This is a genomic window from Nocardia sp. NPDC047654, from assembly GCF_043205035.1.
Taxonomy (GTDB): Bacteria; Actinomycetota; Actinomycetes; order Mycobacteriales; family Mycobacteriaceae; genus Nocardia.
Genome location: NZ_JBIDDF010000013.1, coordinates 34,368 through 57,599, shown reverse-complemented (window position 1 = coordinate 57,599; position 23,232 = coordinate 34,368). Strand labels below are relative to the sequence as shown.

At 70.9% G+C, this 23,232-nt stretch carries 23 protein-coding genes; 17 read left to right on the top strand and 6 right to left on the bottom strand.

The window, feature by feature from the left end; all coding sequences use genetic code 11:
• The first annotated feature begins 4 nt into the window (after positions 1-4).
• The 7 genes from ACGF7Y_RS26805 (at position 5) to ACGF7Y_RS26775 (ending at position 7,424) form a co-directional block, all read left to right on the top strand.
• Positions 5-421, top strand: coding sequence for a roadblock/LC7 domain-containing protein (locus ACGF7Y_RS26805; protein WP_393238425.1), 417 nt, complete (start codon positions 5-7; stop codon positions 419-421).
• Positions 418-762, top strand: coding sequence for a DUF742 domain-containing protein (locus tag ACGF7Y_RS26800; RefSeq protein WP_393238055.1), 345 nt, complete (start codon positions 418-420; stop codon positions 760-762). Before ACGF7Y_RS26805 ends, ACGF7Y_RS26800 begins: the two co-directional genes overlap by 4 nt.
• A gap of 37 nt (positions 763-799) precedes the next feature.
• A complete protein-coding gene (locus tag ACGF7Y_RS26795) occupies positions 800-1,348 on the top strand; it encodes an ATP/GTP-binding protein (RefSeq protein WP_393238422.1) in 549 nt (182 codons plus the stop codon).
• Positions 1,349-1,456: 108 nt separating this feature from the next.
• Complete coding sequence (locus ACGF7Y_RS26790; protein ID WP_393238052.1) at positions 1,457-1,876, top strand: VOC family protein; 420 nt, start codon at positions 1,457-1,459, stop codon at positions 1,874-1,876.
• 66 nt (positions 1,877-1,942) lie between these two features.
• The gene (gene ppc, locus ACGF7Y_RS26785) at positions 1,943-4,714 is read left to right on the top strand and encodes a phosphoenolpyruvate carboxylase (protein WP_393238049.1); all 2,772 of its coding nucleotides are present in this window, start codon (positions 1,943-1,945) and stop codon (positions 4,712-4,714) included.
• A gap of 33 nt (positions 4,715-4,747) precedes the next feature.
• Positions 4,748-6,049: an amino acid deaminase gene (locus ACGF7Y_RS26780; RefSeq protein WP_393238046.1), complete on the top strand. Its 1,302-nt coding sequence runs from the start codon at positions 4,748-4,750 to the stop codon at positions 6,047-6,049.
• 274 nt (positions 6,050-6,323) lie between these two features.
• A complete protein-coding gene (locus tag ACGF7Y_RS26775; RefSeq protein WP_393238043.1) occupies positions 6,324-7,424 on the top strand; it encodes an FAD-dependent monooxygenase in 1,101 nt (366 codons plus the stop codon).
• On the opposite strand, the gene ACGF7Y_RS26770 is transcribed toward ACGF7Y_RS26775, so the two are convergent.
• Complete coding sequence (locus tag ACGF7Y_RS26770) at positions 7,421-8,398, bottom strand: helix-turn-helix transcriptional regulator (RefSeq protein WP_393238040.1); 978 nt, start codon at positions 8,396-8,398, stop codon at positions 7,421-7,423. The genes ACGF7Y_RS26775 and ACGF7Y_RS26770 overlap by 4 nt on opposite strands.
• Before the next feature lie 62 nt (positions 8,399-8,460).
• Between ACGF7Y_RS26770 and ACGF7Y_RS26765 the strand changes: the two genes are divergently transcribed.
• Positions 8,461-9,672, top strand: coding sequence for an epoxide hydrolase family protein (locus ACGF7Y_RS26765; RefSeq protein WP_393238037.1), 1,212 nt, complete (start codon positions 8,461-8,463; stop codon positions 9,670-9,672).
• A 37-nt stretch (positions 9,673-9,709) separates the two neighbouring features.
• On the opposite strand, the gene ACGF7Y_RS26760 is transcribed toward ACGF7Y_RS26765, so the two are convergent.
• Positions 9,710-10,720 (bottom strand): helix-turn-helix transcriptional regulator, encoded by a 1,011-nt coding sequence (locus tag ACGF7Y_RS26760; RefSeq protein WP_393238035.1) that lies wholly within the window; start codon positions 10,718-10,720, stop codon positions 9,710-9,712.
• A gap of 63 nt (positions 10,721-10,783) precedes the next feature.
• Between ACGF7Y_RS26760 and ACGF7Y_RS26755 the strand changes: the two genes are divergently transcribed.
• A complete protein-coding gene (locus ACGF7Y_RS26755) occupies positions 10,784-11,275 on the top strand; it encodes a pyridoxamine 5'-phosphate oxidase family protein (RefSeq protein ID WP_393238033.1) in 492 nt (163 codons plus the stop codon).
• Between the two features lie 164 nt (positions 11,276-11,439).
• Here the strand turns inward: ACGF7Y_RS26755 and ACGF7Y_RS26750 are convergent, their stop codons facing one another.
• From ACGF7Y_RS26750 to ACGF7Y_RS26735, 4 genes are all read right to left on the bottom strand, one after another.
• Positions 11,440-12,681 (bottom strand): RNA polymerase sigma factor, encoded by a 1,242-nt coding sequence (locus ACGF7Y_RS26750; protein WP_393238030.1) that lies wholly within the window; start codon positions 12,679-12,681, stop codon positions 11,440-11,442.
• Between the two features lie 3 nt (positions 12,682-12,684).
• The gene (locus ACGF7Y_RS26745; RefSeq protein WP_393238027.1) at positions 12,685-13,020 is read right to left on the bottom strand and encodes a YciI family protein; all 336 of its coding nucleotides are present in this window, start codon (positions 13,018-13,020) and stop codon (positions 12,685-12,687) included.
• A gap of 13 nt (positions 13,021-13,033) precedes the next feature.
• Complete coding sequence (locus ACGF7Y_RS26740; protein WP_393238025.1) at positions 13,034-13,618, bottom strand: dihydrofolate reductase family protein; 585 nt, start codon at positions 13,616-13,618, stop codon at positions 13,034-13,036.
• Between the two features lie 91 nt (positions 13,619-13,709).
• Positions 13,710-14,546, bottom strand: a complete 837-nt coding sequence (locus tag ACGF7Y_RS26735; RefSeq protein ID WP_393238022.1) for an isocitrate lyase/phosphoenolpyruvate mutase family protein — start codon at positions 14,544-14,546, stop codon at positions 13,710-13,712.
• A 64-nt stretch (positions 14,547-14,610) separates the two neighbouring features.
• On the opposite strand from ACGF7Y_RS26735, the gene ACGF7Y_RS26730 reads away from it, so the two are divergent.
• The 8 genes from ACGF7Y_RS26730 to ACGF7Y_RS26695 all read left to right on the top strand — a co-directional run bounded on the left by ACGF7Y_RS26730 (position 14,611) and on the right by ACGF7Y_RS26695 (position 22,840).
• The gene (locus ACGF7Y_RS26730) at positions 14,611-15,318 is read left to right on the top strand and encodes an ArsR/SmtB family transcription factor (protein ID WP_393238019.1); all 708 of its coding nucleotides are present in this window, start codon (positions 14,611-14,613) and stop codon (positions 15,316-15,318) included.
• A 136-nt stretch (positions 15,319-15,454) separates the two neighbouring features.
• Positions 15,455-16,513: an N-acetyl-gamma-glutamyl-phosphate reductase gene (argC, locus tag ACGF7Y_RS26725; protein WP_393238017.1), complete on the top strand. Its 1,059-nt coding sequence runs from the start codon at positions 15,455-15,457 to the stop codon at positions 16,511-16,513.
• Entirely contained in the window at positions 16,510-17,727 is a 1,218-nt protein-coding gene (gene argJ / locus ACGF7Y_RS26720) for a bifunctional glutamate N-acetyltransferase/amino-acid acetyltransferase ArgJ (RefSeq protein ID WP_393238014.1), read from the top strand. The genes argC and argJ overlap by 4 nt, the downstream gene beginning before the upstream one ends.
• A complete protein-coding gene (gene argB / locus ACGF7Y_RS26715) occupies positions 17,724-18,659 on the top strand; it encodes an acetylglutamate kinase (protein WP_062970740.1) in 936 nt (311 codons plus the stop codon). The genes argJ and argB overlap by 4 nt, the downstream gene beginning before the upstream one ends.
• The gene (locus ACGF7Y_RS26710; protein ID WP_393238011.1) at positions 18,656-19,858 is read left to right on the top strand and encodes an acetylornithine transaminase; all 1,203 of its coding nucleotides are present in this window, start codon (positions 18,656-18,658) and stop codon (positions 19,856-19,858) included. The genes argB and ACGF7Y_RS26710 overlap by 4 nt, the downstream gene beginning before the upstream one ends.
• Positions 19,855-20,799, top strand: a complete 945-nt coding sequence (gene argF, locus ACGF7Y_RS26705; RefSeq protein WP_393238008.1) for an ornithine carbamoyltransferase — start codon at positions 19,855-19,857, stop codon at positions 20,797-20,799. Before ACGF7Y_RS26710 ends, argF begins: the two co-directional genes overlap by 4 nt.
• Positions 20,796-21,296 carry an arginine repressor gene (locus ACGF7Y_RS26700; RefSeq protein WP_393238006.1) on the top strand — a complete coding sequence of 167 codons (501 nt, stop codon included), beginning with the start codon at positions 20,796-20,798 and terminating at the stop codon, positions 21,294-21,296. Before argF ends, ACGF7Y_RS26700 begins: the two co-directional genes overlap by 4 nt.
• A gap of 341 nt (positions 21,297-21,637) precedes the next feature.
• Positions 21,638-22,840, top strand: a complete 1,203-nt coding sequence (locus ACGF7Y_RS26695) for an argininosuccinate synthase (protein WP_040866126.1) — start codon at positions 21,638-21,640, stop codon at positions 22,838-22,840.
• The last annotated feature ends 392 nt before the right edge of the window (positions 22,841-23,232 follow it).

Genomic DNA, 23,232 nt, shown 5'->3' with positions numbered 1-23,232 from the left:
CCACATATCGAGCGCCGACCAGCACACGTTCGACTGGTTGCTGGCCAACTTCGTCCGAGACACCGACGGCGTGCGAGAGGCGGTCGCGGTCTCCTCCGACGGCCTGCTCATCGCCATGTCCGACGGCTTGGACCGTGCCTCCGCCGACCGGCTCGCCGCCATGGTGTCCGGGCTGGTCGGGCTCTCCAGAAGCGCTTCGCGCAGTTATTCCTTCGACGGCCTGAAGCTGATCATGATCGAGATGAAACGCGGATTCCTGCTCGTGTCCGCCATGGGCGGCGGCAGCTGTCTCGGCGTGATCGCCGACAGCGGCTGCGACGTCGGACTGGTCGGCTACGAGATGGCGGTGCTCGCCGACCGCGCGGGTGCGCTGCTGGATCCCGCGCTCATCGCCGAACTGCGTGAGTCGCTGCGGCGATGAGACACGAACCGGCTCGGGGCGACGACCGATTCGTGCGTCCCTTCGTGGTCACCGCCGGACGCACCACGCCGCTGGTGGACGGATTGCGCGTCGAGACGTTGGTGAGGGCCGAGCCCGCCGCGCTGTCCGCACCGCTGCGCTTCGAGCAGCGCACCCTCGTGCGGTTGTGCCAGCGGCCGCATTCCATCGCCGAGATCGGCACCGCGCTGGGCGTTCCGATCGGGGTCGCCAAGGTCGTCGTCAGCGACCTGGCCGCCACCGGACACGTGACCGTGCGCGCTGCCGATCAGCTCACCGCCGCCGCCATCGAGAGGATCAGGGACCTTGTCCGGGCACTCTGACGCACGCACGCCGTCCATGCCGTCCTCGGTGAAAATCGTGATCAGCGGCGGATTCGGCGTCGGGAAGACGACGTTCATCGGGGCCATCTCGGAAATCGAGCCGCTGGTGACCGAGGCGGCGATGACCGAGGCGGCGGTCGGCGTGGACGACATGGGGCACGGGGCGGACAAGACGCAGACCACCGTCGCACTCGACTTCGGGCGCATCACCCTGGACAGTGCACTGCTGCTGTACCTGTTCGGTACGCCGGGCCAGGACCGTTTCGTCTTCCTGTGGGACGACCTGGTCGACGGTGCGCTCGGTGCGGTGATCGTGGTGGACACCAGCCGCGTCGACGACTGCTATCCCGTGCTGGACTACTTCGAGGCACGCGGCACGCCCTTCGTCGTGGCGGTCAACCGCTTCGACGGCGGCACCCGCTTCGATCTCGACGAGGTCCGTGAGGCGCTGGAGCTGGATACCTGGATCCCGGTGCTGGAATGTGATGCAAGGCAACGTGATTCGGTGAAGGAGGTGCTGGTCTCGCTGCTCGAACAGGTCCTGTCGCACCGCGCGGATCACCTCACCGTCCGAGACGCGGGCTGAGATTCGGTCGGTCGGGCCGCGGCAGTGCGCGCCGCGCCGCCGATGAATCAGCCGCGCGTGCGTCGTCTGTACTGTTGCCCGACCCTGACGAACACAAGGAGCATCCTCATGAGCAACGGCGCGGACCTCGCCCTCACCCACATCGGCGTCCTGGTCGGTGACCAGGACAAGGCCTTGGAGTTCTACCGCGACGTGGTCGGCCTCGAGGTGCGGGCGGACCTGCCGTTCGCCGGTGGGCGCTGGCTGACCGTCGGCCCGGCGAAGCAGCCGGGCATCGAGTTCATCCTGGAGACCCCCGAGATGGTGCCGGACGAGGCGGCCGGCGCGGCGGCGCGGGCGCGGCTGGCAAGCGGCGCGCAGGGCACGTTGATCTTCACCACGGACGCTGTGGACGCCACCTTCGCCCGGCTGCGCGACGCCGGCGTCGAGGTGACGCAGGAGCCGATCTCCCAGCCGTACGGGGTACGCGACTGCGGCTTCCGCGACCCCTGGGGCAATTACCTGCGCTTCTCCCAGCTTCCCGGCTGAGCCGATCGCGGCCGGTGTGGGCCGCGTCGCATACCCCGGCGGCCCGGCGGGCAATACTGTCTGATCATGGGCGAATCGATGAGCGAGATCGAACAGGACGCCATCCGGCCGCTGCGCGACGACATCCGTTTCCTCGGCGGCGTACTGGGCGACACCATTCGCGACCACGAGGGTCCGGAGGTCTTCGACCTCATCGAGCGGGTGCGCATCGAGGCGTTCCGGGTACGCCGCGAGGAGGTCGGGCGCAGCGCCGTCGCGGAGATGCTCGACGGTGTGGACATCGCGGTCGCCCTTCCGCTCATCCGCGCGTTCAGTTACTTCGTGCTGCTGGCCAATCTGGCCGAGGACATCCAGCGCGACCGACGCCGCGCCGCGCACGAGGCGGCGGGCGAACCGCCACAGGACTCGTCGCTGGCGGCCACCTACCGCAAACTGGACGCGGCGGCACTCGACGGGTCGCGGGTCGCGGAGCTGCTGGCCGACGCGCTGGTGTCGCCGGTGATCACCGCGCACCCGACCGAAACCCGCCGCCGCACCGTGTTCGACGCGCAGGCCCGGATCACCGAGTTGATGCGCCTGCGCTTGCGCTACGCCGAGAACGAGCGTGAGCGGGCCGACCTCGAACTGCGGATCCGCCGCCAGGTGCTGAGCCTGTGGCGCACCGCGCTGATCCGTCTGGCCCGCTTGCGCATCCAGGACGAGATCTCGGTGGGTCTGCGCTACTACGACCTCACCCTGTTCGACGTGATCCCGGCGATCAACGCCGAAGTGCGCGCCGCGCTTCGCTCGCGTTGGCCGGGCGTCGAGCTGCTGGCACGCCCGATGCTGCGTCCCGGCTCGTGGATCGGCGGCGACCGCGACGGGAACCCATACGTCACCGCCGATGTCGTGCGGCAGGCCGCTTTCCGCGCCGCGGGCGTCGCGTTCGAGCGCTACCTGCGCGAGCTGGTGGAACTGGAGAAGACGCTGTCGCTCTCGGCCCGGCTGGTCACCGTGACGCCCGAGGTCGCCGCGCTGGCCGAGACGGGATACCCCGATCCGGCCGCGCATGCCGACGAGCCGTATCGCCGGGCGCTGCACCACGTTCGGGCCCGGCTGACCGCCACCGCGAAGGCGGCGCTCGGCGAGGTTCCGCCGAACGGACTGGATGCCGGTGCGCGGCCCTATCCGACTCCGCAGACGGTGTTGGACGACCTGGACGCGATAGACGCCTCGCTGCGGGGCAGCGGCGACGGCTTGCTCGCCGACGATCGCCTCGCCGCGTTGCGCCACGCCATCGAGACCTTCGGCTTCCACCTACAGAGTCTGGACCTGCGGCAGAACTCCGAAGTGCACGAGCAGGTCGTCGCCGAACTGCTGTCCTGGGCGGGAGTCCACTCCGACTACGCGAGCCTGCCGGAGGAGCGCCGGGTGGAACTGCTGGCCGCCGAGCTGCGCACCCGCCGCCCGCTGCTCGGCCCGCACGCACGGCTGAGCGAGTCGGCCGCCAAGGAACTCGGCATCGTGCGCGCCGCGCGGGATGTGGTGGACACGCTCGGCGCGGCCGCGGTGCCGAACTACATCATCAGCATGTGCACCTCGGTCAGCGATCTGCTCGAGGCCGCCCTGCTGCTCAAGGAAGGCGGGCTGCTCGACCCGGGGGAGCCGGACGGGCCGCCGAACTGCCCGGTGGGCATCGTCCCGCTGTTCGAGACCATCGAGGACCTGGGCGCGGGGGCGGCGACACTGTCCGCGGCGCTGGAGGTGGGGGTCTATCGCGATCTGGTCGCCGCGCAAGGCATGCGCCAAGAGGTGATGCTCGGCTATTCCGACTCCAACAAGGACGGCGGATACCTCGCGGCGAACTGGGCGCTGTACCGGGCCGAGCTGGATCTGATCGAGGTCGCCCGCAAGACCGGGATCCGGCTGCGGCTGTTCCACGGCCGGGGCGGCACGGTAGGCCGCGGCGGCGGCCGCAGCTACGACGCGATCCTCGCCCAGCCCGCCGGGGCGGTGCGCGGCTCGCTGCGGCTCACCGAGCAGGGCGAGGTGATCGCCGCGAAATACGCCGAACCCGGTAGCGCGCACCGCAATCTGGAGTCGCTGATCGCGGGCACCCTGGAATCGACCCTGCTGGACGTGGAGGGGCTCGGCGCCGACGCCGAGCCGTCCTACGGGATCATGGACGACCTCGCGGCCCGCGCCCGCGCCGCCTACGCGCGGCTGGTGCACGAAACCCCCGGATTCGTCGAATATTTCCGGCAGTCCACGCCGGTGGCCGAGGTGGGGGACCTGAACATCGGCAGCAGGCCCGCTTCGCGCAAGCCGACGAATTCGGTCGCGGACCTGCGGGCCATCCCGTGGGTGATGTCCTGGAGTCAGGCGCGGGTGATGCTGCCGGGCTGGTACGGCACCGGCGCCGCCCTGGAGGAGTGGATCGGCGGCGACCCGCAACGCCTGGCCACCTTGGCGGACCTGTACCGGCGCTGGCCGTTCTTCCGCACGGTGCTGTCCAACCTGGCCCAGGTGATGGCCAAGAGCGATCTCGACATCGCCGCGCGCTACGCCGAACTCGTGGACGACGTGGCGTTGCGCGAGCAGATCTTCGGCATGATCCGCGACGAGCACGCTCGCACCGTCCGCATGCACGCCGCGATCACCGGCAACGATCACCTGCTGGCAGACAACCCGTCGCTGGCCGAGTCCATCCACAACCGCTTCCCCTACCTGGAACCGCTCAACCAGATGCAGGTGGAGCTGCTGCGCCGCCTGCGCGCCGGGGACGATTCCGAGCTGGTGAAACGCGGCATCCTGCTGACCATGAACGGCCTGGCCACCGCGCTGCGCAACTCGGGCTGAGCCGCCGAGGGCCCCGGGCCGGGAAGGAATGTCGTGTCGATCGATGAAGCCGCCGTCGCGGCGCTCGCGGACCGCCGGATCGGTCCTGAGCACAAGGGCATGCCGCCGGAATCCTGGGGGCTGACCGTGCGGGAATTCCGCACCGGCGTTGTGCCGCTCGACTCGCTGGAGACGCCGGTGCTCACCGTCGACCGCGCGGCCCTGCGGACGAACATCGCGGTCATGGCCGACTGGGTGCGCGCGGCCGGTGTGCGGTTGGCGCCGCACGGCAAGACCACGATGGCGCCACAGGTGTGGGCCGACCAGTTGGCGGCGGGCTCGTGGGGCATCACACTGGCCACCATCTGGCAGACCCAGGTGGCCCGATCGTTCGGCGTCGCCCGGGTGCTGCTGGCCAACGCGCTGGTCGATCCGGTCGGATTACGCTGGGTCGCGGCGGAATCGGCGCGCGACCCGTCCTTCGAGTTCGTCTGCTGGGCCGACAGCGTCGAGACGGTCGCGCTGATGGACGCGCACCTGCGCACCGCCCCGCAGCCGGCGCGGATCCGGGTGCTGGTAGAACTCGGCGGCCCGCACGGCCGAACCGGTGCGCGCACGGTGGAACAGGCGCATGCCGTGGCGCGGGCGATCGGCGCGGCATCCCGGCTGACGCTCGCCGGCGTCGGTGGTTACGAGGGCGCGCTCGCCCACGACCGCACCGCGAGCGGCGTTCGCGCGGTGCGTGACTACCTCGGCGAACTCGCCCGCCTGCACCGGGAACTCCTCGCGGCGGGGCGATACCGCGGTCCGGCCGTCGTCACCGCCGGTGGCAGCGCCTATCCGGAGCTGGCGCTCGAATACCTCGCCCCGCTGTCCGACGAGCAGGGCGAACAGGGTGTCGCGACGACGGTCGTCCTGCGCTCGGGTGCGTACGTCATCCACGACGACGGCTTCTACGCGAGCATGTCGCCGCTGGCGACTCCCGGATGCGCGCGGCCGCTGCGCTCGGCGATGCACGGCTGGGCGCGCACCCTCTCGCGCCCTGAGCCGGGGCTCGCCCTGCTGGACGCGGGCAAACGCGATCTGCCTTTCGACGAAGGGCTGCCGATTCCGCAGCGCGTCGCGGGGCCCGCGGGCGGTGCGTTGGACGCGGGCGCGACGGTCTCCGCGCTCAACGACCAGCACGCCTTCCTCCGGCTTCCGGTCGGCGCCGCGGAGTTGCCCATCGGGTCGGTCGTGCGGCTCGGGCTGTCGCATCCGTGCACCGCCTTCGACAAATGGCGCCTGATCCCGGTGATCGACGACGCCGACGCCCAGACGCCCCGGGTGGTCGATCTGCTGCATACGTTCTTCTAGGGCGCCGCGGGTTTCCCGGTACCCGAGAAGCGTCGGCCTCAGCGATGCCGGGCGCTCGCGCGACGGCTCGGCCCTGCGTTCCTCGATCATGCGGTGCGAGCGGCGGGCGCTCCGAATGGTTCGGCGGGAAGGCACGAAGTCCGGCACCGGAGCAATCCGTATTCGGCTCGCCATGGCAGCGGGAGTGATACCGGTGACGGCCCCGCTACTTGTCACTACATCTGTAGTATCGTGTTAGGGCTGCTCGTCGAGCGGTTCGGAGAAAGGGGAAGCGATGGCCGAGGCGCTCATCGTGGGCGGTGGCATCGGTGGCCTGGCGACCGCGGTGGCCTTCTTGCGGCGCGGCCACCGCGTCGAAGTGCTCGAGCGGGCCGCCGAGATCACCGAAGTCGGCGCCGGGCTGTCGCTGTGGCCCAACGCCATTCGCGCTCTCGACGCCCTCGGCTTGGGCGACGAGGTGCGGGCACGGGCCGTCGAGCAGGGGGCGGCGGGCATCCGTGATCGCGCCGGACGGTGGCTGACCAGGATGGACGCCGAGGCGATCCGGACCCGGTACGGCAGCCCGGTCATGCTGCACCGCGCCGACCTGGTGCACATCCTGCGCTCCGCGATACCGGCGGCGGCGCTGCGCACCGGCGTCACCGTGGCCGAGGCCAGAGCCGACGGCACGGTGGTGCACTCGGCCGGAACCTCCGGTGCGGACATCGTCGTCGGCGCGGACGGCATTCGCAGCGTCGTGCGACGCACCGTCTGCGGTGAGATCCGCCCCCGCTACGGCGGCTACACCGCGTGGCGGGTGGTCGTCACACCACGTGAGCCGGTCACGGAGATGGGCGAAAGCTGGGGGCGCGGTGAGCGTTTCGGGTACGTTCCGCTCGCGGACGGTCGCGTCTACTGCTTCGCCACCGCGAACATGCCCGCCGGGAAAGCGGGCGGCGGGGTGGACGAGTTGCGCGCCCGGTTCGGCGGATGGCACGACCCGATCCCCGCCCTGCTCGCCGCGGCCGGGGACGCCGAGGTGCTGAAGCACGACCTCTACGACCTGCCCACGCCGAAGAGCTTCGTGGCAGGCCGGATCGCGCTCGTGGGAGACGCGGCGCACGCCATGATGCCCACGCTCGGGCAAGGCGCCTGCCAGGCGCTGGAGGACGCCGTGGTGCTGGCCAGGGTGGCCGACAGCGGCGGTGACCTCGCCGATTACGACCGGGAACGCAGGCCGCGCACCCGGATGATCGCCTCTCGCTCGCGCCGGATCGGCGCGGTGGCGCAACTGTCGTCGGCGCCCGCCGTCGCGATCCGCGACGCCTTGGTGCGGGCGGTCCCCGACTCGGTGCAACTCGGATCGCTCGCCGCCGTCCTGGATTGGCGCGGCTAGCCGGTGCGCTCGCCGCGGAAGTCGCGCACGGCGCGCACGCAGCGGGCGGCCTGGGCACGCAGCGTCTCGACGAGTTCCGGCGGGCCGTCGAGCAGGGTGAAGTCGAGATCGACCGAGGTGATCATCCACACCAGCTGCTCCGGCGACTCGCTGCCGACGTGCAGGCGGCAGCTGTGCTCGTCGACGGCTTCCAGGACGCCGGTGCCCGGCCACACGCGGTCGGCGGCGTCATCGGCCGAGCGGTGCAGGAGCACCGTCGCCTGATGCGGCCAGGCACGGGTCGACAGCCGCATCGAAAGATACGCCGCGACATCGCCTTCCGGCGGCTCGCGAGGTGCGCAGCGGGGGCCGGTCGGAATCCGCGGGGTGATCCGGTCCACCCGGAAGGTGCGCCAGTCGGTGCGTTCCACGTCCCAGGCGACCAGGTACCAGTGCCTGCTGAAGTGCACGAGGGTGTGCGGCTCGACGGTGCGCAGGCCCAGTGCTCCGTTGTGCGCGCGATAGTCGAACCGCAGCCGTTCGTGGCGCTGACACGCCTCGGCGATGGCCATGAGCGTGTCCGGATGGACCTCGGGCACCGGCGCCGCGACGCGCAGGGTGGCGCCGCGCAACGTGCGGACCCGGTGGCGCAACCGGGGCGGCAGTACCTGCTCCAGCTTGCTCAGTGCGCGCAGCGACGCCTCCTCGAGTCCGGTCACGCTGCCACCGGCGGCGCTGCGCAGCCCGACCGCCACCGCGACTGCTTCGTCGTCGTCCAGCAGCAGCGGCGGCAATGCGGCGCCCGCGCCGAGCCGGTACCCCGCGGCGCCCCGGGTGGCATGCACCGGGTAGCCGAGTTCGCGCAGCCGATCGATGTCGCGGCGCACGGTTCGACCGGTGACGCCGAGCCGTGCGGCCAGTTCGGCGCCGGTCCAGTCGGGACGGGTCTGCAACAGAGTCAGCAGGGCGAGCAGGCGAGCCGACGTTTCCAGCATCACGCCAGAATGCCGGAAAGATAGGAACGATCCCGTCCTAAGCGCTTCCTACCGTGGCCGACATGACAACCGAACCGGACATTCGCCCTTTCCGCATCGACATCCCCCAGGAGAAGATCGACCACCTGCACCGGCGTCTCGCCGAGACGGCGTGGCCGAGCGACCTGCCCGGCGCGGGATGGGACAAGGGCATGCGGGTGTCCTACCTGCGGCCGCTGGCCGAGTACTGGCGTACCGAATTCGACTGGCGCGCCGTCGAGGCGACGCTGAACGAGCTGCCGCAGTTCGTCACCGCCGTCGACGGGCAGCGGATGCACTTCCTGCACGTGCGCTCGCCGGAGCCGGATGCGCTGCCGCTGGTGCTCGGTCACGGCTGGCCCGCGTCGTTCGTCGAGTTCCTGGACGTGCTCGGGCCGCTGAGCGATCCCCGCGCCCACGGTGGCGACCCCGCCGACGCGTTCCACCTGGTCGTTCCCTCGCTGCCGGGGTTCGCGTTCTCCGAGGTGTCTGCGGATCCGGGGGCGGGCTCGACCGAGCGGTTCGCGGAGGTGGTCGCGGCACTCATGGCGCGTCTGGGCTACGACCGCTACGGCGTGCAGGGTGGCGACGCCGGATACTTCATCGCCGCACAGCTGGGCCATATCGCTCGGGAACACGTCGTGGGCCTCCATGTGAACGGCCCGATCACGATTCCCTCCTGGGACAGCGGCGACGGCGAATCGTGGGGGACGGCGGCGTCCGCTTCCACCGAGTGGTCCCCGGACGCATCGGAGGCCGCGTACAGCCCGGAGGACCAGGCGAGGATGGCGACGCTGACCGGCCCGGAGAGCTACGCCCGCTACGACTACGCGACCGTGCAGGCCAACCGCCCGCACACGCTGGCGATCGGCCTGCAGGACTCGCCCGCCGGGCTGCTGTCCTGGATCGCCGACCTGTTCCGGCAATACACGAACCCGGCGATCGAACTGCCGGACGACGCGGTGGGCCGGGACGCGCTGCTGACCAACGTCAGCCTGTACTGGTTCACCGGAACCCTCGCCTCCTCGCTGCGGCTCTACAGCGAATCCGCGGCCTGGGGCGCGCCGGTGGTGAAGTCCGATGTGCCGACCGCGGCGGCGATCTTTCCCGGCGACATGTCCATTCGCAAGCTTGCCGAGGAGGCGCACAACATCGTCCGGTGGACGGAGTTCGATCGTGGCGGGCATTTCGCGGCGATGGAGGCGCCGGATCTGTTGATCGCGGACGTGCGCGAGTTCTTCCGCACGCTGCGCTGAGAGACAGCCGCTTTCGCGATCAGCGCCGGATCCGCTCCTACCCGCCGGGTTGCCGCGCCGGCGAGCCCGGGTGGTCGGACTTCGCGGAGTAGCGCGCGTGCATGGCGGCGGCTGTCGCCGCGAGCCGTGCGCGCAGCTGCGGCGGCTCCAGCACTTCGACGAACTCGCCGAGCGGCAGCAGGCCGTGCGCGAGCACCTCGTAGGACTCCGACGGCACGACCACCTCCACCCACCCCTCGGCATCGGGCGGCCCGGAGGAGGCCAGTGCTTCGGCGACCGCCGCCGGATCGTTCATCAGCCGCAGCAACCGCAGGTGGGTGGCGGCGATCCGGCAGCGGGCCCGGACGCGCAGCATCGAACGCGCGAAATCGTCGGCGGCGTCGGTCCAGTGCGTCCGCAGATCGAATCCGGCCGGGCGGGCGAAGGATTCGCCGGTCGTCTCGGCGGAGAGGATCCGGCCCACCCGATACGAGCGGGGCGTGTGCCCGCTGCGGGCGACGAGGTACCAGGTGCCTGCCTTGAGCACCAGGCCGAGTGGGTCGAGCAGGCGCTCGACGACCTGATCCTTGCGGGCGTAGCGCACACGCAGCCTGCGATCGTGCCAGAGCGCGTCGGCGATCGTCGCGAGCGTCGGCGTCTCGTCCGGCCGGTGGAACCAGCCCGGCGCGTCGACATGCACCCGCTCGGCGATGCGCGTCGCCCGCCCGCGCAATTCCGGCGGCAGCGCGGCGAGCATTTTCAACTGCGCGGTGGCCAGCACGGTGCCGAGGCCGAGATCGGCGGCGGCGCCGGGCAAGCCGGTCAGCAGCACCGCGTCGGCCTCGTCGGTGGTCAAGCCGGTGAGCCGGGTGCGATAGCCGTCCACCAGACGGACGCCGCCTGCCCGGCCCGGTTCGCTGTAGACCGGGACACCGGCCGCCGAAAGGGCCTCGACATCGCGATAGACGGTGCGCACCGACACTTCCAGTTCCCTGGCCAGTTCGGGCGCGGTGAGCCGGCCTCGGGTCTGCAACAGCAGAAGCAGTTGCACCAGCCGACTCGCCCGCATGCAGGCGACACTAGCCGGAAACCTTGACACGAGACGGCAGGGTTTCGCCGTACCGTCCTCGGCATGACCACTTGGAGCCGATTCACCGAAGAAGCACCGCACGTCGCCGAGGTCTTCGCGCGCAGGCACCGCGCGGCGGGCAATCTCTGCATGCTCGGCACGATCCGGGCCGACGGATCACCGCGGATCAGCCCGGTCGAACCACGCGTCTTCGAGGAGTTCCTGGTGATCGCGGGGATGCCGGGTACGACCAAGTTCCGCGATCTGGCTCGGGATCCACGCTTTTGCCTGCACACCGCCACCGTGGACACGAACGTGTCCGACGGTGACGCCAAACTCTTCGGCGCCGTCGTCGACCTGCCCGACCGCGACGTGCACGTCCGCTTCGCCCAGCACCTGTTCGACGCGACCGGTTTCGACATCCGGGGCCGGGAGTTCGACCACTTCTACGTCGCCGATCTCACCGGGGCGTCGACGGTGGAGGTCGACGGCGACCACCTCGAAATCACCATTTGGAAGCCGGGCGAAGGGGAGCGCGTGGTGCGCAAGCACTGACTCCGGCTCGGCGAGACGGCGTCGGTCCCGTGCCGCCGGCTGGGCGGCGATCGAGACACCGCGGCGCGGGTCGTCCGGGAATCGGCGGACGAGGACAGCGCGCGGGGTCGCGGTGAGGCCGACGACATCACCGCGACCGCCTGGCCTGAGCGCGGATCGCGCCGCTACCGGCTCGGCTCGCCATCGCCGAACTCGTCCCGCCGCCGGCGCAGAAAATCCCGTTCGGCCGCGTTTTCGGTGCGAATGATGGCGGCGTCGTAGGCGGCCACGGCATCGGCGGTGCGCCCGAGGCGGGCAAGCAGGTCGGCGCGGATGGCGTGGAACAGGTGGTACCCCGTGAGTGGGAGAGCGTCCACCAGGGCCAATGCCGCCGCCGGACCGTCTACCTCTGCGATCGCGACGGCGCGGTTGAGAGCGACGACCGGATTCGGCGTGAGCGCGGTGAGCTGGTCGTAGAGGTGCAGGATCTGGGTCCAGTCGGTGGCCGCCGCGACGGGGGCGTCGGCGTGCACCGCGTTGATCGCCGCTTGGAGTTGATACGGCCCCGGCCGGTTGCGGCGCAGGCACTGCCGCACGAGCGCGTGCCCCTCGGTGACGAGGTCGCGGTCCCACCGGCCGCGATCCTGTTCCGTGAGGGGGATCAGGGAGCCGTCGGAGCCGATGCGCGCGGACCGGCGGGACTCGCTGAGCAGCATCAATGCGAGCAGGCCGGTCACCTCGGGCTCGTCCGGCATCAGCTCCGCCGTGAGACGCCCCAGGCGAATCGCCTCGGCGCAGAGATCGGCCTTGACCAGCCGCGCGCCGGAGGAGGCCGTGTGTCCCTCGGTGAAGATCAGGTAGACGACGGCGAGTACCGCGCGCAGCCGGGCGGGCAGGTCCGCGTCGGCGGGCACCCGGTACGGGATGCGGGCGTCGCGGATCTTGCCTTTGGCGCGAACGAGGCGCTGCGCCATGGTCGTTTCGGAGACCAGGAACGCGCGGGCGATCTCGGCGGTGCTCAACCCCCCGAGCAGCCGGAGAGTCAGCGCCACCTGCGCCTCCGGCGCCAAAGCGGGGTGACAGCAGGTGAAGATCAACCGCAGCCGGTCGTCGCGCACGGCGCTCACCGCCTCCTCCGGCTCGTCCTCGGCGTGCAGGAGGGCGGCCTGCGCGTGCCGGTCCGCGCGGGAGGCCTCGCGGCGCAGGCGGTCGATGGCCCGGTTACGCGCGGTGGTGATGATCCAGCCGGGCGGGCTCGGCGGGAGACCGTCGGCGGGCCAACGCTGGACGGCGGCGGTGAAGGCGTCCTGCACCGCGTCCTCGGCGACGCCGATGTCGCCGAAGACGCGGATCAGGCTCGCGACCGCGCGGCCGTAATGCTCCGCGAAGACCGTTTCGATCACCGAGCCGGTCACGGGTTCGCCCATCTGTCAGTCCTGGATCGGACGGACCTCGACGGGCAGGCCGACGACGGCGGTGAGCTTGCGGCCCCATTCCAGCGCTTCGTCGAGATCGGCGGCGCGGATGACGGTGAACCCGCCGATGTGCTCCTTGCCTTCGACGTACGGGCCGTCGGTGATCAGCACGTCCTCGCCGCGGGCGTGCAACACGGTCGCGGTGCCGGGCGCGTGCAGACCGGCGGCGAACACCCAGGTTCCCGCCGCCCGCATCTCGTCGTTCAGCGCGCCCAGTTCGCGCATGATCTCGTCCAGGTTCTCCGGCACGCCCGCGTCGGGCTGGTAGATGCTGAGCAAATAGTGCTTCATCGCGTCGTCCTCCTCATCCGCGCCGGTAGGTGGTGATGACGACACCGGTTCCGGTCGTCACCGTGTCGGTCGTCCGCAGGCCGCCCAGCGCGACGCCGTCGAACAACCGGCGGCCCGAACCGAGTACCAAGGGGTGGATCAGCAGGAGGTACTCGTCCACCAGATCGTGGCGCATCAGCGAGCGCAACAGGTCACCACTGCCCAGCACCACCAGATTCCGGTCCGGTTCCCGCCGCCGCAACTCGGGGACCACCGTCACCGCGTCACCGCCGAGCCATGTCGAGTTCTGCCAGGCCAGTGGCCCGCTACCGGTGCGGGAAGCGACGAACTTCTCGGTCTTGTCCAGCGCATCGGCCATCGGGTTACCGACCTGTCGCGGCCAGTATCCCGCGAAGTCCTCGTAGGTGCGCCTGCCGAGCAGCAGCGCGCCGCGGTTCGCGGCCATGTGCCTGCCCATGACCTCGGCCTGCACCGGGTCGTCGTGCCGGTGTGCCCAGCCGCCGTGCGCGAATCCGTCTCGGGTGTCCTCGTCCGTCCGCCCGGGCGCCTGCATGACGCCGTCCAGGGTCAGGTGCTCCACCGCGATGATCTTGCTCATCTCCGCTCCTTCCGGGACCGGCGCGGCGCCGGTCGCACCATCTATACGAACGGGCCCCCGGCGGATCGACAGCGTCGCCGAAAATCTTCGCTCAGGATGAACAGCCGCGAGAAGCCTCGACGGGTGCGGGCAAGAGACGTTGGATCTCGCCGTAGCTGACGATTCCCGGCGGAACGGAGGCGTCGTGCCGCACGGCGCGTGCGACGTCCAGCGCGGCCGACAGCGCCGCCCGGTACAGCAGCGACCCGGTACTGATCCGGCGCACGCCCAGCTCGGTCAGCGTCACGAGGCCCGGGCCATCGGCCGAATAGAGGACGTTCACGGGCACTTCGCTCGCCGCCACGACTTGCTCGATACGTGCCGGGTCGGTCAGGCCGGGCACGAAGACGCCGTCGGCTCCGGCCGCGGCATACCGGCGTACGCGATCGTGGGTGGAGCCGTGATCGAGCCCCAGCCAGTAGGTGTCGACGCGAGCGTTGACGAACAGTTCCGGTGTGCGCTCCTTGACCGCCGCGATCAGCGCGGCCTGGTGCTCGGGCGCGGCGAGCGCCGATCCGAGGCGGCCGTCTTCCAGGTTGACGCCCGCGATCCCGCAGGCCGCGAGCTGTCCGGCGAAATCCGCGACCGCGCCCGGCCGCTCGTCGAACCCGGCCTCGATGTCCACGGTGACCGGGATCGGCAGCCGCGCGAGGCGCCGGGCCGAGGCGAACGTCTCCGCCTTCGTGACGCCCGCGCCGTCGGTGCGCCCGGCCGCGGCGGCCACGCCCAAGCTGGTGGTGCCGATCGCCGCGAATCCCTCGTTGGCCAGCAGGGCGGCCGAGGCGAAGTCCCAAGCGTTCGGCAGGACGAGGGGACGGTCGCGGTGGTGCAGGCCGCGGAAGATCTCGAACTTGGCCGGCGGGGTCGCCGCCGCAGAAGATGAAGTCATGCCGCGACCGTAGCCACGGGACGTTTCGGTGAGCGCCGAAACGACGGCCCGCCATGATGGTGTGGTGCCGACCAGAGGAACCGAACTGGCGGGCTTGGCCGCACTGCTCGCCGACCGCACCCGCGCCGACATCTGCCTGGCGCTGGTGGACGGACGGGCCTGGACCGCGGGCGAACTCGCGCGCCACACCGGCGTCGCGGCGTCCACCGCCACCGAGCATCTGGACCGCCTGCGCGACGGCGGGCTGGTCGTCGAGCACCGGCAGGGCAGGCACCGCTATCTGCGGCTGGCCGGCCCGCAGGTCGCGGAGTTGCTCGAGACCATGGTCGCCCATCTCGGCCCGCCCGCCGCACCGGTCACCGGGCTGCGCACCGCCACCGTCGCCGCCGGCCTGGCCCGGGGCCGCACCTGCTACGACCATCTCGCGGGGCGCCTCGGCGTGGCCGTCACCGACGCCATGACAGCGCGCGGTCTGCTGAGCGGTGACGCTGGCTTCGCCCTGACCGGGTCCGGCGCGGCGTGGCTCACCGGGCCGATGGGCATCGACCCTGCCGCGTTGCGCGCCACACGCCGCCCGGTGGCGCGGCCCTGTCTCGATTGGACCGAACGCCGAGTCCATCTGGGCGGCTCGGCGGGCGCGCAGCTGTGCCGCCGCCTGAAGGAGCTGGGTTGGATCAAGAGCGTCGGCAGCGGCCGCGCCGTGCGCGTCACCGCGCTGGGCGAAGCCGGACTGGCGCAAACGCTGGACATCGACCCGCTCGCACTGCGCTGACCTGCGACGAACCGGCTCAGCGGGGTGCGGCCCGCCATGCCGTTTGCGCGCGAACCGGGTGGGTATCAGGTCCTCGTGACCACGCTCGCGGCGACCAGGCTGTGAATGAGCTTGCATAGTCATGCATAATCATCACATGGTTGATTCCTCGGTCGGCCCCGTCGTGCGGGTCGCGGTAGCCGGTGCCAGCGGGTACGCGGGCGGCGAAGTGTTGCGTCTGCTGCTGGGGCATCCGGCCTACCGAACCGGGCGCCTCGTCATCGGGGCGCTGACCGCGGGCTCGAACGCAGGCACCGCGCTGGGAGAGTTGCAGCCGCATCTGCTGCCGCTGGCCGACCGGGTGCTCGCACCGACCACGGCCGCCGAACTGGCCGGCCACGACGTGGTCTTCCTCGGCCTGCCGCACGGTCAGTCGGCGGCCATCGCCGCCGAACTCCCCGAGTCGACGGTGGTCATCGACTGCGGCGCCGACTTCCGCCTCACCGACCCGAAGGCCTGGGAGAAATACTACGGCAGCCCGCACGCGGGCAGCTGGCCCTACGGTCTGCCCGAGCTGCCCGGCGGCCGGGAGAAACTGCGCGGCGCGACGCGGATCGCGGTCCCCGGCTGCTATCCGACCGTCGCCAGCCTCGCGCTGGCTCCCGCCGTCGCCGCGGGCATCGTGGAGCCCGCCGTGCACGTGGTCGCGGTGAGCGGCGCCTCCGGCGCGGGCCGCAAGCTGGACATCGGCCTGCTGGGGTCGGAGGTGATGGGTTCGGCGCGGGCCTACGGGATCGCGGGTGCGCACCGGCACACACCGGAGATCGCGCAGAACCTGACGGCGGCGGGCGGCACGGACATCGCGGTGTCGTTCACGCCGGTTCTCGCGCCGATGCCGCGCGGCATCCTCGCCACCTGCACCGCGCCCACGCGTGTGGACGCCGCGCAGGCGCGCGCCGTCTACGAGAAAGCCTATGCCGACGAGCCTTTCGTGCACCTGCTGCCGGAGGGCACGCTGCCGCAGACCGGTTCGGTGCTCGGCTCCAACGCCGTCACCCTGCAGGTCGCGGTGGACGCCGACGCGGGCCTGCTCGTGGTGATCGGCGCGATCGACAACTTGACCAAGGGCACCGCGGGCGCCGCGGTCCAATCGATGAACCTGGCCCTCGGATTCGAGGAGACCGAAGGACTTTCCACCGTAGGAGTGGCACCGTGACGACAGTCGACATCGCCGACGGCAAGCTGGTCCGGACGCAGGGCGTGACCGCTCCGCTCGGCTTCCGCGCGGCGGGCATCGCCGCGGGCATCAAGGCCAGCGGCAAGCCCGATCTGGCGCTGGTGTTCAACGAAGGCCCCGAGTACCCGGCCGCCGGCGTATTCACCCGCAACAAGGTGAAGGCCGCTCCGGTGCTGTGGTCTCAGCAAGTGCTGACCGGCAAGCGGCTGCGCGCGGTGATCCTGAACTCGGGCGGCGCCAATGCCTGCACCGGCCCGGGCGGATTCCAGGACACCCACAAGACCGCCGAGGAACTCGCCGCCGCGCTGAGCAATTGGGGCACCGAGACCGGCGCGGGTGAGATCGCCGTCTGCTCGACCGGACTGATCGGCGACCGGCTCCCGATGGACAAGCTGCTCCCCGCGGTCACCGAGATCGTCCACGAGATGGGCGGCGGACTGTCCGGCGGCTCGGATGCCGCCTGGGCCATCATGACCACCGACACCGTGCCCAAAGAGGCGGCGTTCCACCACCGCGACAAGTGGAACGTCGGCGGCATGGCGAAGGGCGCGGGCATGCTCGCGCCTTCGCTGGCCACCATGCTGGTGGTGCTCACCACCGATGCGGCGGTGACCGCCGAGCAGCTCGACCGAGCGCTGCGCAACGCCACCGCGCGAACCTTCGACCGGCTCGACGTGGACGGCTCCTGCTCCACCAACGACACCGTGCTGCTGCTGGCCAACGGCGCCAGCGAAGTCACGCCCGGCCAAGAGGAGCTCGACGCCGCCGTGCTCGCGGTCTGCGACGACCTGGCCGCCCAGCTGATGGCCGACGCCGAGGGCGTCACCAAGCGGGTGCTGGTCACCGTCGCGGGCGCGGCCACCGAGGACGAGGCCGTCGCCGCGGCGCGCACCGTCGCCCGCGACAGCCTGGTCAAGACGGCGCTGTTCGGGTCGGACCCGAACTGGGGCCGGGTGCTCGCCGCGGTCGGCATGGCGCCGGTCACGCTCGACCCGAACCGGATCTCGGTGTCGTTCAACGGCAAGCCGGTGTGCATCGATGGCGTCGGCGCGCCCGGCGCCCGCGCGGTCGACCTGTCCGGCACCGACATCGAGGTGCTGATCGAGCTGAACGTCGGATCGGCGAGCGCGACCATCCGCACCACCGACCTGTCGCACGGTTACGTCGAAGAGAACTCGGCCTACAGCTCATGACCAGTCAGGTGCTGCATTCGCTCTCCGCGCTGGACAAGGCGCACGTCCTGGCCGACGCCCTGCCGTGGTTGCAGAAGTTCCGGGACAAGATCGTCGTCGTGAAGTACGGCGGCAACGCCATGATCGACGATCACCTCAAGCAGGCCTTCGCCGCCGACATGGCGTTCCTGCGCACGGTCGGCGTGCACCCGGTGGTCGTGCACGGCGGCGGCCCGCAGATCAGCGCGATGCTGAAGAAGCTCGGCCTGCAAGGCGAATTCCGCGGCGGCTTCCGGGTGACCACTCCGGAGGTGATGGACGTGGTGCGGATGGTGCTGTTCGGTCAGGTCGGTCGCGAACTGGTCGGCCTGATCAACTCGCACGGCCCGTACGCGGTCGGTATCTCCGGTGAGGACGCCGGGCTGTTCACCGCGACCCGCCGCACCGTCGAGGTGGACGGCGAGCCCACCGACATCGGCCTGGTCGGCGACGTCACCGAGGTGAACCCGGACGCCGTGCTGGACCTGATCGGCGCGGGCCGCATCCCGGTGGTGTCGACCATCGCGCCGGACGCCGAGGGCGTGGTGCACAACATCAACGCCGACACCGCCGCCGCGGCGCTCGCCGAGGGCATCGGCGCCGAGAAACTGGTGGTGCTCACCGATGTCGAGGGCCTGTACACGAACTGGCCGGACCGGTCCTCGCTCACCTCCAGCATCGATACGGCCGCCCTGGCCGAGTTGCTCCCGCGTCTGGATGCGGGCATGGTGCCCAAAATGGAAGCCTGTCTGCGCGCGGTGTCGGCCGGTGTACCGACCGCGCATGTCATCGACGGCCGGGTGCCGCACGCCGTGCTGCTGGAACTGTTCACCGGAGAAGGAATCGGAACGATGGTGACCCCCGCCCCGCTCATCCCGAACGGGTCCGGCGCACCGAACGGAACGAAACAATGAGCACAGCTGAACTGCAGAAGCGGTGGTCCGCCGCGCTGATGAACAACTACGGCACGCCGAAGGTCGCGCTGGTACGCGGCGCGGGGGCCGTGGTCTACGACGCGGACGGCAAGCGCTACGTCGACTTCCTCGGCGGCATCGCGGTCAACAGCCTCGGTCACGCCCACCCGGCGATCCTGGAGGCGGTCACCCAGCAGCTCGGCACGCTCGGGCACGTGTCGAATCTGTACGCCAGCGAGCCGGTCGTCGAGCTGGCCGAGCGGTTGCTCGCGCACTTCGGCGACGGCGAGGGCCGGGCGTTCTTCTGCAACTCCGGCACCGAGGCCGTCGAAGCGGCGTTCAAGATCGCCCGGCTCACCGGGCGGCCCAAGATCGTCGCCTGCGAGGAGGCGTTCCACGGCCGCACCATGGGCGCTCTCGCCCTCACCGGCCAGCCGTCCAAGCGCACCCCTTTCGAACCGATGCCGCCCGGTGTCGTGCATGTGCCCTACGGTGACGCCGCGGCGCTGGAAGCCGCGGTCGACGAGGACACCGCGGCGGTGTTCCTCGAGCCGATGATGGGGGAGAGCGGCGTGGTGGTACCGCCGTTCGACTACCTGGCCAAGGCGCGCCAGATCACGGCGCGTCACGGGGCGCTGCTGGTGCTCGACGAGGTGCAGACCGGCATCGGCCGGACCGGGAAGTTCTACGCCCACCAGGCCGTCGGCATCGTGCCCGACGTGATCACACTGGCCAAGGGCCTCGGCGGCGGACTGCCCATCGGCGCGGTGCTGGCCACCGGCCGCGCGGCCGAGCTGCTCACTCCCGGCATGCACGGCACCACCTTCGGCGGCAATCCGGTGTGCGCGGCGGCGGCGCTCGCGGTGCTGCGCACGATCGACGAGACGGATCTGCTCTCGCACGTCGAGTCGGTCGGCAAGCGGCTCAGTGACGGGATCGAGCTGCTCGAGCACCCGCTCATCGACCAGGTGCGCGGTGCGGGCCTGCTGCTGGGCATCGTGCTCACCGACGAGGTCTCCGCGCACGTCGAGGCGCGGGCGCGGGAGGCGGGCTACCTCGTCAACCCGGCCAAACCCGACGTGATCCGGCTGGCGCCGCCGCTGGTGCTCACCGAGACCCAGGCGGACAACTTCGTCGCCGACCTGCCGGAAATCCTCGACGCCGCGCTCGCGGACGCGAAAGGGGCTGCGGCGCAATGAGTTTTATCAGGCACTTCCTGCGTGACGACGATGTCAGCCCGGCCGAGCAGGCCGAGATCCTCGCCCTCGCCGCCGAACTCAAGAAATCACCCTTCGCGCGGCGCCCGCTCGAGGGCCCGCGCGGCGTCGGCGTGATCTTCGAGAAGAACTCCACCCGCACCCGGTTCTCCTTCGAGATGGGCATCGCCCAGCTCGGCGGACACGCGGTGGTCGTCGACGGCCGCGACACCCAGCTGGGCCGGGAGGAGACGCTCGGCGACACCGGCCGGGTGCTGTCCCGGTACGTGGACGCCATCGTGTGGCGCACCTTCGAGCAGTCCCGGCTGGACGAGATGGCCGCCACCGCGACGGTGCCGGTGGTCAACGCGCTGTCCGACGAGTTCCATCCCTGCCAGGTGCTCGCGGACCTGCAGACGCTCGCCGAGCACAAGGGCGACCTGACCGGACGCGAACTCGCCTACTTCGGCGACGGCGCCAACAACATGGCGCATTCGCTGATGCTCGGCGGTGTCACGGCGGGGCTGAACGTGACCATCGCCGCGCCCGCCGGCTTCGAGCCGCAGCCGTGGGTGGTGGAGGCCGCGCGCAAGCGGGCCGCCGAGACCGGCGCCACCGTCACGGTGACCGGCGACCCGGTCGCCGCCGCGTGGGGCGCCGATGCGCTGGTCACCGATACCTGGACCTCCATGGGACAGGAGAACGACGGCCTGGACCGAGTCGGTCCGTTCCGGCCGTTCCAGCTCAACGCCGATCTGCTCGCCCACGCCAAGCCGGATGCGGTGGTGCTGCACTGCCTGCCCGCGCACCGTGGCGAAGAGGTCACCGACGAGGTGCTCGACGGGCCGCACAGTGTGGTGTGGGACGAGGCGGAGAACCGCCTGCACGCGCAGAAAGCGCTGCTGGTCTGGCTGCTCGAGCGACGATCCGGGGGAGCGACGTGACCGAGGTCAGAAGCGGCCCGGCCATCGCGCGCACCCGCGCCGGGCGGCAGTCGCGCATCATCGAACTGCTGTCGGCGCACGCGGTGCGCAGCCAGACCGAGCTGGCGGCGCTGCTCGCGGCCGAGGGCATCGAGACCACACAGGCGACGCTGTCGCGGGACCTGGACGAACTGGGCGCGGTGAAGCTTCGCGCCGCCGACGGCGGCGCGGGCGTCTACGTGGTGCCCGAGGACGGCAGCCCCGTCCGCGGCGTCACCGGCGGCACCGACCGATTGTCCAAACTGCTCGGCGACCTGCTGGTCTCCACCGACGCCAGCGGCAACATCGCGGTCCTGCGCACCCCGCCCGGCGCGGCGCACTACTTGGCCAGCGCCCTCGACCGCGCCGCTTTGCCGTACATCGTCGGCACCATCGCGGGCGACGACACCATCGCCGTCTTCGCCCGCGAGCCGCTGAGCGGGGCCGAAATAGCCACGAAGATCGAACAACTAGCCTGAGCCGTGCGCGTCCGTGCGACCCGCCTACACATCGCTGAGTCCGCGACGTGCGGCGATAGGCAGTCCGATGCGCGGTTCGCTCGGCCTGAATTTCGGGCGCCGATCTGTCGGCGGGGCGCGCGGTTTCGGCTCCTTTTCGCCCACGGGTAGGGATCGCGAGCGCGGGGGACGGCGGCTGTGCGAGGGTGTAGACGGAGCTGTTGTCCCAGCACAGGGCGACGCCCCACCCGATTATGAATGGGCTTGCATCGTCGTGCATAATCATTTGCAGGACGTGCGGGCCGCTGTGGCGGGAAGCCGGTCCGTATCACGCACACGAACCATCGAGGAGCACACAGAACATGTCCGAGCGCGTCGTACTCGCCTACTCCGGTGGGCTGGACACCTCCGTCGCGATCAGCTGGATCGGCAAGGAGACCGGCGCCGAAGTGGTGGCCGTGGCCATCGACCTCGGCCAGGGTGGCGAGGACATGAACGTGGTGCGCCAGCGCGCCCTGGATTGCGGCGCCGTCGAGGCGATCGTGATCGACGCGCGCGACGAGTTCGCCGAGCAGTACTGCCTGCCCACCATCCAGGCCAACGCGCTGTACATGGGCCAGTACCCGCTGGTGTCGGCGATCAGCCGCCCGCTCATCGTCAAGCACCTGGTCGAAGCCGCGAAGTTCCACGGCGCGAGCACCGTCGCGCACGGCTGCACCGGAAAGGGCAACGACCAGGTCCGTTTCGAGGTCGGCATCGGCGCGCTCGCGCCCGACCTCAACGTGATCGCCCCGGTCCGCGACTACGCGTGGACCCGGGAGAAGGCCATCGCCTTCGCCGAGGAGAACTCGCTGCCGATCAACGTCACCAAGAAGTCGCCGTTCTCCATCGACCAGAACGTCTGGGGCCGCGCGGTCGAGACCGGGTTCCTCGAGGACCTGTGGAACGCCCCCACCAAGGACGTCTACGACTACACCTCCGACCCCACCGTCAACTTCGAGGCCCCGGACGAACTGATCGTCACCTTCGACAAGGGCGTGCCGGTGGCCATCGACGGCCGCCAGGTGAGCGTGCTGGAGGCGATCGTCGAACTGAACAAGCGTGCGGGCCGCCAGGGCGTCGGCCGGCTGGACATGGTCGAGGACCGCCTGGTGGGCATCAAGAGCCGGGAGATCTACGAGGCGCCCGGCGCCCTCGCGCTGATCACCGCGCACCAGGCGCTCGAGCACGTCACCATCGAGCGCGAGCTGGGTCGCTACAAGCGCCAGGTCGAGCAGCGCTGGGGCGAGCTGGCCTACGACGGCCTGTGGTTCTCCCCGCTCAAGCGGGCGCTGGACGCCTTCATCGGCGACACCCAGCAGCACGTGTCCGGCGACATCCGGATGGTCCTGCACGGCGGCTCGGCCGTGGTCAACGGCCGCCGCTCGGAGCAGTCGCTCTACGACTTCAACCTGGCCACCTACGACGAGGGCGACACCTTCGACCAGTCGCTGGCCAAGGGCTTCGTCCAAATCCACGGCCTGTCCTCCAAGGTCGCCGCCCGCCGCGACCTCAATCAGAAGTAGGCACCGGGCGTGCCGGTGCCCTGACACGCACCGGCACGCCGACGGACTGCGCCCGCTGCCTCTGGATGGCGTGGGTTGATGCGGATATCGCTCAATACCAGCGGCGCGCTGACCCTGGACGCGTCGGTGCTCCGCGAGCAGCGCGGCGCGGGGTCGAAGTCTCGAGGCAGTATTCGGCGTGTGCGCTGAACACGGGAACAGCGCCACCCCGAGGCAATCGCCCACAGGGGCGCCGAGCGCATCTGTTCTTGCGCGCCAGGCCGCCGTTCTCGATCGGTGATGTCGAGTTACCACCTATCGGAGGGCGTTCACCGTCGAGTGCTTCGCGGTGGACACCGCCCGGCAGGAGACCCCCGCCGGAAGCGCGCGAGCGCGACCGCAACAATTGATCT

Coding starts and splice junctions, on each gene's coding strand:
- ppc (WP_393238049.1), top strand. CDS start 1,943: ATGGGCGAATCGATGAGCGAGATCGAACAGGACGCCATCCGGCCGCTG.
- ACGF7Y_RS26760 (WP_393238035.1), bottom strand. CDS start 10,720: ATGCGGGCGAGTCGGCTGGTGCAACTGCTTCTGCTGTTGCAGACCCGA.
- argC (WP_393238017.1), top strand. CDS start 15,455: ATGGTTGATTCCTCGGTCGGCCCCGTCGTGCGGGTCGCGGTAGCCGGT.
- ACGF7Y_RS26740 (WP_393238025.1), bottom strand. CDS start 13,618: ATGAGCAAGATCATCGCGGTGGAGCACCTGACCCTGGACGGCGTCATG.
- argF (WP_393238008.1), top strand. CDS start 19,855: ATGAGTTTTATCAGGCACTTCCTGCGTGACGACGATGTCAGCCCGGCC.
- ACGF7Y_RS26755 (WP_393238033.1), top strand. CDS start 10,784: ATGACCACTTGGAGCCGATTCACCGAAGAAGCACCGCACGTCGCCGAG.
- ACGF7Y_RS26765 (WP_393238037.1), top strand. CDS start 8,461: ATGACAACCGAACCGGACATTCGCCCTTTCCGCATCGACATCCCCCAG.
- argB (WP_062970740.1), top strand. CDS start 17,724: ATGACCAGTCAGGTGCTGCATTCGCTCTCCGCGCTGGACAAGGCGCAC.
- ACGF7Y_RS26710 (WP_393238011.1), top strand. CDS start 18,656: ATGAGCACAGCTGAACTGCAGAAGCGGTGGTCCGCCGCGCTGATGAAC.
- ACGF7Y_RS26750 (WP_393238030.1), bottom strand. CDS start 12,681: ATGGGCGAACCCGTGACCGGCTCGGTGATCGAAACGGTCTTCGCGGAG.
- ACGF7Y_RS26775 (WP_393238043.1), top strand. CDS start 6,324: ATGGCCGAGGCGCTCATCGTGGGCGGTGGCATCGGTGGCCTGGCGACC.
- ACGF7Y_RS26735 (WP_393238022.1), bottom strand. CDS start 14,546: ATGACTTCATCTTCTGCGGCGGCGACCCCGCCGGCCAAGTTCGAGATC.
- ACGF7Y_RS26695 (WP_040866126.1), top strand. CDS start 21,638: ATGTCCGAGCGCGTCGTACTCGCCTACTCCGGTGGGCTGGACACCTCC.
- ACGF7Y_RS26800 (WP_393238055.1), top strand. CDS start 418: ATGAGACACGAACCGGCTCGGGGCGACGACCGATTCGTGCGTCCCTTC.
- ACGF7Y_RS26790 (WP_393238052.1), top strand. CDS start 1,457: ATGAGCAACGGCGCGGACCTCGCCCTCACCCACATCGGCGTCCTGGTC.
- ACGF7Y_RS26770 (WP_393238040.1), bottom strand. CDS start 8,398: ATGCTGGAAACGTCGGCTCGCCTGCTCGCCCTGCTGACTCTGTTGCAG.
- ACGF7Y_RS26745 (WP_393238027.1), bottom strand. CDS start 13,020: ATGAAGCACTATTTGCTCAGCATCTACCAGCCCGACGCGGGCGTGCCG.